Source organism: Lentzea sp. NPDC092896, assembly GCF_044754905.1.
In the GTDB taxonomy this organism is placed as follows: domain Bacteria; phylum Actinomycetota; class Actinomycetes; order Mycobacteriales; family Pseudonocardiaceae; genus Lentzea.
On the sequence record NZ_JBIVPX010000011.1, the window covers coordinates 345,703 to 352,339 of the forward strand.

Below are 6,637 nucleotides of genomic sequence, written 5' to 3' on the forward strand. Positions count from 1 at the left end.
TAACCCCGTGATCCTGTGTCTCGACGTCGGTTCCACCTGGACCAAGGCCGCTCTCGTCACCCCAGAGGGCGAGCTGGTCCGGACCGGGCAGCACCCGACCACGCCGCCGGAGGTGCTGCGCGGCATCGACGCGTTGCGTTCCGAGGTCGGTGACGGCGAGATCCTCGCGTGTTCGTCGGCCGGCGGCGGTCTCCGGCTTGCCGTCGTCGGCCAGGAACGCGTCGTGAGCGCCGAGGCGGGCTACCGGGTGGCGTTGTCAGCGGGCGCCAAGATCGTGCACGTCAGCGCGGGCCCGGTCGACGTGAAAGCCCTCCGTGCCACGACACCGGACCTGATCCTGCTGGTCGGCGGCACGGACGGCGGCGACCGGTCGGTTCTGCTGCACAACGCGGCGAAGCTCGCCCGCGTGGCCGTGCCGATCGTGCTGGCGGGCAACGTCGAGGCGCAGCCGGAAGCGTTGGAACTGCTGGCGAAACGTACCGTGGTGGCCTGCCCGAACGTGCTGCCCGACGTCGGCCGGCTCGCCCCGGAACCGGCCCGTCGAGCGATCCGCGAGGCGTTCCTCCAGCACGTGATCGGCGGCAAGGGGCTGTCGCGCGGCCCGCGGTTCCGTCAGCTCGTGCGGGCCGTGACGCCGGATGCCGTGCTGGCAGGCGTTTCCCGGCTCGCGGCACAGGACCGCGAAGGCGCCGTGCTCGTGGTGGACGTCGGCGGCGCGACCACGGACGTCTACTCGGCGGTGTCGACTGTGGACAGTGAAGGTCTGGAGAGGACGGTCGCGCTGCCGCCGGACCGCCGCACCGTCGAAGGTGATCTCGGCATGCGCTGGTCCGCGCCGGGCGTGGTCAAGGAAGCGCTCGCGGAACGTCTGACGACCGAGGACCTGGCAGCAGAGGCGAAGTACCGCGCCGAGAACGTCGACTGGCTCGCGGAAGACCCGGCCGTCGACGTGAAGCTGGCGTCGTTCGCGGCGATTCTGGCCGTGCGCAGGCATCTCCGGCAGGTCGACGGTCAGCTCGGCCCGCACGGCGCGGGTCTGCTGGTGTTGTCGGGCGGCGTTTTCCGGCACGCGCTCGACATCGAGCCGATCGTCGAGGCGTTGCGGGGCGACCCGGTGCTGCGGCCCGTGCTGCGGACCGCGGAGATCACCGTCGACCGCGACTACGTGCTGGCACCGGTGGGCCTGCTCGCCGAGTCGGGGCGGCTGGAGGCCGCCGACCGACTGGCGAAACGGCTGGGCTAGGCGGACTCCTCGTCGTCCACGAACTCGAGGAGATCGCCCGGCTGGCACTCCAGCACCCGGCACATGGCCTCCAAGGTGCTGAACCGCACGGCTTTCGCGCGCCCGTTCTTCAGCACCGCGACGTTGGCGGGGGTCAGCCCGACCTTCTCCGCGAACTCGCCGACGCTCATCTTGCGCTTGGCCAGCTCGACGTCGATGCGCACGACGATGGCCATCAGATCACCGCTTCCATGTCGGCGCGCAGCGTCGTGGCGCGCTGCAGCAGCGCCCGCATCACGACGAGCACGAGCCCGACCACCGACACCGCCGACGTGAAGAGGAAGAACAACACGATCACGCCGGGGTCGTCGGCGTTGAAGCCGACCCAGAGGAACACCCCCACGAGCACGACCCACGCCGCCGCGATCGCCCACACCATCACGTTGACCCACTTGATCGCGGCTTCGGTGAAGATCAGGTCCTTGCGCACCAACGTGAGCAGCTTCCAGGTGGCGACGATGACCACCTGCACGCACACGACCCAGAACACGGACACGATCGTCGAAGGCCACCTCAGGTAGGCCTCCTCGGGGTTCTGCTGCGCCATGTACGCGTACGAGCCGGGGATCGACAACGTCTCCAGGACGACGAGGATCCCGAACAGCGCCACCAGGAACACCCGGAGGGCTGTCACCGCCCAACGTTCAGCAATCATGGATCGAGTATCGGTAGTGATCTATCGAAAGTCAATCGGTAGTGATCGTGTTGCAACCGGTCTCTAGAGTGACCGGCGTGGGACTGCGCGAGCGCAAGAAGACCGAGACCCGAGCGGCGTTGTCGGCCGCCGCACTGCGCCTCGCCCTGGAGAAGGGCGTGGACGAGGTGCGTGTCGATGAGATCGCCGAAGCGGCGAACGTCTCCCCGCGCACCTACAACAACTACTTCGCCAGCCGCGAGCACGCGATCGTCGCCGGCATCACGGCCTCGCGCGCCCTCCAGGTGGCGGAAGCACTGCGTTCGCGGCCTACGTCCGAACCGCTGGTCGACTCGATCATCGCCGCGTTCGCCGAGCAGTACCGCGAACCGCCGACCGAGGCCCTGGCGCTGATCACCTCGACACCGGCCCTGCGCGAGGCGTACCTCGACTCGGTGGCGACCATGGAACCGCCGATCGCCACCGTCATCGCCGAACGCCTGGGCAAGGACCCCGTAGGCGCAGAGGTGCTGGCAGCCGCTGTGTCCGCCGCCGCACGCCTCGCGGTGCAACGGTGGGTGGACGTGCGCCCGTCCGGACTCGTCGTGGTGCCGACGGCGTCAGTGGAAGATCACCTGCGCGAGGCGATCGGCCACCTCGCCCCGGCACTCACTTGAGCTCGTCCTCGAGCACGCACATCAGCAGGCAGTCGTGCCACTCGCCGTCGCGGAAGAACGCCTGCCGGTACCGCCCGTCGACCTGGAAACCGACCTTCTCGTAGGACCGGATCGCGCGGGCGTTCGCCTCCACGACACCAAGTTCGATCGAGTGCAGCCGCATCGTGTCGAACCCGTACCGGCACGCCGTGCGCAACGCATCGGTGCCGTAGCCGCCACCCCAGTGGTCCTTCTCACCGATGTAGATGTCGACCTCGGCCCGCGCGTTGACCGGATCCGCGTCGCGCAGCACGACGACGCCGATGAGCTTGCCGTCCTTCAGCGTCTCGATGCAGAAGGTGACCTTCTCGTACGAGTTCTCCTGGCGGTCGCCGAAGCGTTTGCGCGTCGAGGCCAGCGAGGTGTGGAAGTAGCTCGACAGCCACCGCATGACTTCTTCGTCGTTGTGCCAGCGGTGGAACGCGTCGGCGTCCTCGGGCTCGACGGGCCGCAGTCGGACAAGATCCCCGGTCAACACTTCACACGCTCCTACGGACTCGGACTACGCCATCGTCATCGGGCAGTACTGATTCGAGCAGCGGAGGATCTTCATCCGCGAGGATGGACAACACCATCGCGCCGCGCGCCTGGGCCAGTTCGACGGCGATCATCGGACGCTCTTCGCCGTCGGTGGCGCGGCTGGTGATCACGCCGTCCCGGTCCTCCCAGACGAGTGTGAAGGGACCGTCGTGCTCATCCAGCTTCCGGAGTTCCCCGACGACGTCGTCGTTCAGTTCAGGCCAGACCGCCAGGCGCGCTCGCGGCGTGAGGGCGGGAACGTCAGAGGTCCGCAGACGATGCCAGCGTGACGCGTTTCCGGCGCGGATCTCCTGGAGCAGCACGGTGCCGCGTGTGATCACGAGCTCGGACACCTCTGCCCAGAACGCGTCGTCGGCCGGGCGTGGGACTTCCAGTTCCTCGCCGTCGAAGCCCCACGGCGAGCAAGGGACCGTCACGGGGAACAGACCGAGCGCGCGCACCCGAGCAGCGGCGTCATCGCACGGCTCGGAGCTGCCGATGTACATGTACTGGTCGTAGCCGATGTGGACGAAGAACCTCTCGTCCACCTCAAGCCGGCACCAGGCGCCGTTGTCCCGCAGCATCGCTCGCACGAGCGCCACGCCGGTGGCCAGCGGAATCCGCGCCCCGTCGTGGTAGCCGGTCAGGTCGGCCGGGAACAGCCCGATCAGCCCGTGCCCCTCGATGTTCGGTTCCAGGCCGAAGTTGACGAACCCGCCGACCTCGGGTTCGCGAATCGTCAGTTCGGTGACGCCGCTGTCCTCGGCGAACGCCTCCACGGCCGCCAGGTAGGCGGATTCCAGCGGTCCGTGGTCGCTCTTGGACGCTTCAGGCCCGAAGTAACCGCGGTCGCCGAAGTGCGCCGGGTCGTACTTGGTCACCTTGAAGACGTGCACGACCCGGAGACTAGGAGCCGCCCAACGCGTCCCGCGACCGAGTTTCCGGCTTGCGCGCGAACGGCAGCGAAGGCGACTCCGGCGCGTCCACCTGCAACAGCCCCGCCGCGATCGCCACGGCCCGGTCCCACTCCGGGTCCGACGTGTAGTCCGAGTGCGCCGACACGCCCGACCGCCACCGCCGTCCGGGGAACGGTCCCCGCTGCGGGTCCGGCAGCCAGTGATCGCCGCCCAGCACCAACGCCCCGGTGGGCCCGCGCAACGCCGGTGCCAGCGCGCCCTCCGAGCCGTCCTCCCGGTAGCCGACGCCGAGCAGCATGCCGTCGAACACCTGCCGCCGCCACGTCGTCACCGCGCCGCCCAACGGATCCGTGCCCCGGCACAGCGCGCGCCAGCGTCCGTCCAGGCCGCCGGCCAGCCGGGCCAGTGACGCGTGCGGCACCACGGCGGGGAACGCCCGCGGGTAAGCCCACTGCAGTTGCGAACCTGCCGTCAGCAGCCCGATCCGTTCGCGGTCGTGCGCGGACAGTTCCTCCAGCAATCGTGCTGCCGCGACGGCGACGAGCAGGGAGCCCTGCGAGTGTCCACAGAGGACGACGCGGGTACCGGGGTCGCGCAGGTGGTCCTGCACGCGGGCGACGAGTTCCGGCACGACCTTGAGCGCGTAGCAGGGCGGCACGATCGGGTGCGCTTCGCGCGGCCAGAACTGTGCGATGTCCGCGATGATCCCGAGCCGTCGCCCGGACTCCGGTTGCCGTGCGGCCAGATAGACGGCGCGCAGCAGTGACACGGCGAGTAGGCCGAGCACGAACACGCCGAAAGCCGAGAACACCGTCCACGGGCCCAGCGGCACGTTCTGCACGCGCAGCACCGAAGCCAGCACGGCACCAACGAACAGCACGGACGCGATGATCAGGATCATGTGATGGCCGTGGTTGCGTTCCCAGCGCGCCCACCACCACGCCCGCGTCGCGGTGCGAAGGTCACGCATCCGGCCGGAGTGCAGCAACGACGCTTCGCGCGCCCACACCTTGCCCTTGCGGAACGCCCGCCACCGCACGGCGCCGGTGAACGACGCCACCGCGAACGTGCTCAGCAGCGCCAACGCGCCTGCCACACCCCACAACAGGGTGATGTACTCGTAGCCGGCCGGCAGCCTCAGTTCGTCGCCCAGGGCCTTGCGCACCGGCAACGCCACGCCGGCGCCGAAACCGCCGCCGAGCAGTCCGGCGATCGCCAGCACCGGCGCCGAGAACCAGCCGCCCGCCCACGGCCGCAGCTCGCGCGGCAACGACTTCCAGGTGCCCCGCGCGAGCAGTGCGGCAGGCACCAGCATCAGCCCGAACAGCACCAGCACGAACGCCATCAGCAACGCCACGACCTGCACGGTCACGTCCGCACCGGGCACCCGCAACGGCAGCTGTTCCTGCAATCCGAGCGTCGTCAGGACCAAGAGCACCGAGAACACCATCAGCAGTCGGCGCGGCTTACGGCCCAACGCCGCGCGCAGCCACCGTCCGCCGCGATGAGGCGCACCGCCCGTGGGGTCGTCCAACAGCAGCACGCCGAGCACGGACACACCGATGAGCACGAGAGACACGATCCAGGTCACCGTGATCGCCACGCCCATGCCGCCGGTGGCCGTGAGCTGCTTCAACGGGCCGCCCAGGGCGATCAGTGCCGTCACCGCGAGCGACACCACGACGTGCAGCGACCGCAACGCCGGCGTGTCCGGGTCGGTCGCGACGTGCGCGCCGGGCAGTCCGGACGCGGGCTGTTTCTCCTGCTCCTCGGCGTCGGCGATCGCCTTGCGCTCGATCCGCCACTCGACGTGCGAGACGCGCCGCATCACCGCGATCACCACGATGATCGGCAGCAGCCCCAGGAACGTCCGGAACCACGGGAACGTGCGCACGTCCGTCGGAATGCTGGTCAAACACGCAGTACCCGGCCGGAGACACTGGGCGGCGAGCAGGTCCAGGCTGACCACGGAGATCTGCGCGACCAGCAACGCCGTCAGCAGCAGTGCGAACACCCGCAACAACGACCGCAGACCGATGCCGAGCAGGTGGGCGGGCAGATTCCGCTCGGGGACGGGAGGGAGCATCCAGTGCGCGACGTTCGCGATGCTGAACGGGAAGAGCAGCGCCCACGTGGCCTTGGCCACACCTCCGGACGTCATTCCGCCCCACAGGTACCCCTCCACCACGCGAGGTATCGGACGTCCCTCGGTCTGCAGCACCGGTCCGGGCGCGGGCCTGCGGAGTCTGTCGGCCGGGCGCACGATGCGCCCGAGCCCGTCTCCCGCAACGTCCACGGCCGCAACGGCGTCGACGAGCGTCTGCGGCGTCGTTCCTTGAACGCCGTGCACGCGCAGCTCGACGACACGTGTGTCCGGGCCGGCAATCAACACCCGAGACCTCCCTCACCCAACGTGGGGGACATAGTGGTGCATCAGCGGGCGGTATGGTCGGACGACACCCTCTCTGAAGTGCCTTGGAGGACTTCGCGATGACCGCGGAACGGTTGCAGACCCGCAACGGCATTGACTTCGCAGTGGCCGATCTGTCACTCCACGAGTTCGGCCGCA

General features: G+C 69.3%; 7 protein-coding genes. 2 read left to right on the forward strand and 5 right to left on the reverse strand.

Going from position 1 to position 6,637, the window contains the following annotated elements:
- Positions 1-7 precede the first annotated feature (7 nt).
- The gene (locus tag ACIQF0_RS40790) at positions 8-1,243 is read left to right on the forward strand and encodes a glutamate mutase L (protein ID WP_401039127.1); all 1,236 of its coding nucleotides are present in this window, start codon (positions 8-10) and stop codon (positions 1,241-1,243) included.
- Here the strand turns inward: ACIQF0_RS40790 and ACIQF0_RS40795 are convergent.
- Positions 1,240-1,458: a helix-turn-helix transcriptional regulator gene (locus tag ACIQF0_RS40795; RefSeq protein WP_030476549.1), complete on the reverse strand. Its 219-nt coding sequence runs from the start codon at positions 1,456-1,458 to the stop codon at positions 1,240-1,242. The genes ACIQF0_RS40790 and ACIQF0_RS40795 overlap by 4 nt on opposite strands.
- Positions 1,458-1,937 (reverse strand): DUF2975 domain-containing protein, encoded by a 480-nt coding sequence (locus tag ACIQF0_RS40800; RefSeq protein WP_401039130.1) that lies wholly within the window; start codon positions 1,935-1,937, stop codon positions 1,458-1,460. Before ACIQF0_RS40800 ends, ACIQF0_RS40795 begins: the two co-directional genes overlap by 1 nt.
- Positions 1,938-2,014: 77 nt before the next feature.
- Between ACIQF0_RS40800 and ACIQF0_RS40805 the strand changes: the two genes are divergently transcribed.
- Entirely contained in the window at positions 2,015-2,593 is a 579-nt protein-coding gene (locus tag ACIQF0_RS40805; RefSeq protein WP_360049272.1) for a TetR family transcriptional regulator, read from the forward strand.
- Here the strand turns inward: ACIQF0_RS40805 and ACIQF0_RS40810 are convergent.
- Genes ACIQF0_RS40810 through ACIQF0_RS40820 form a run of 3 tightly spaced genes read right to left on the reverse strand, consistent with a single transcriptional unit; the run spans position 2,586 to position 6,460 of the window.
- Positions 2,586-3,110 carry a GNAT family N-acetyltransferase gene (locus ACIQF0_RS40810; protein ID WP_401039132.1) on the reverse strand — a complete coding sequence of 175 codons (525 nt, stop codon included), beginning with the start codon at positions 3,108-3,110 and terminating at the stop codon, positions 2,586-2,588. The genes ACIQF0_RS40805 and ACIQF0_RS40810 overlap by 8 nt on opposite strands.
- A 1-nt stretch (position 3,111) precedes the next feature.
- Complete coding sequence (locus ACIQF0_RS40815; protein ID WP_401039135.1) at positions 3,112-4,047, reverse strand: RNA-binding protein; 936 nt, start codon at positions 4,045-4,047, stop codon at positions 3,112-3,114.
- A 10-nt stretch (positions 4,048-4,057) separates the two neighbouring features.
- Positions 4,058-6,460, reverse strand: a complete 2,403-nt coding sequence (locus ACIQF0_RS40820; protein ID WP_401039137.1) for a hypothetical protein — start codon at positions 6,458-6,460, stop codon at positions 4,058-4,060.
- Between the last annotated feature and the right edge of the window lie 177 nt (positions 6,461-6,637).

Coding starts and splice junctions, on each gene's coding strand:
- ACIQF0_RS40795 (WP_030476549.1), bottom strand. CDS start 1,458: ATGGCCATCGTCGTGCGCATCGACGTCGAGCTGGCCAAGCGCAAGATG.
- ACIQF0_RS40800 (WP_401039130.1), bottom strand. CDS start 1,937: ATGATTGCTGAACGTTGGGCGGTGACAGCCCTCCGGGTGTTCCTGGTG.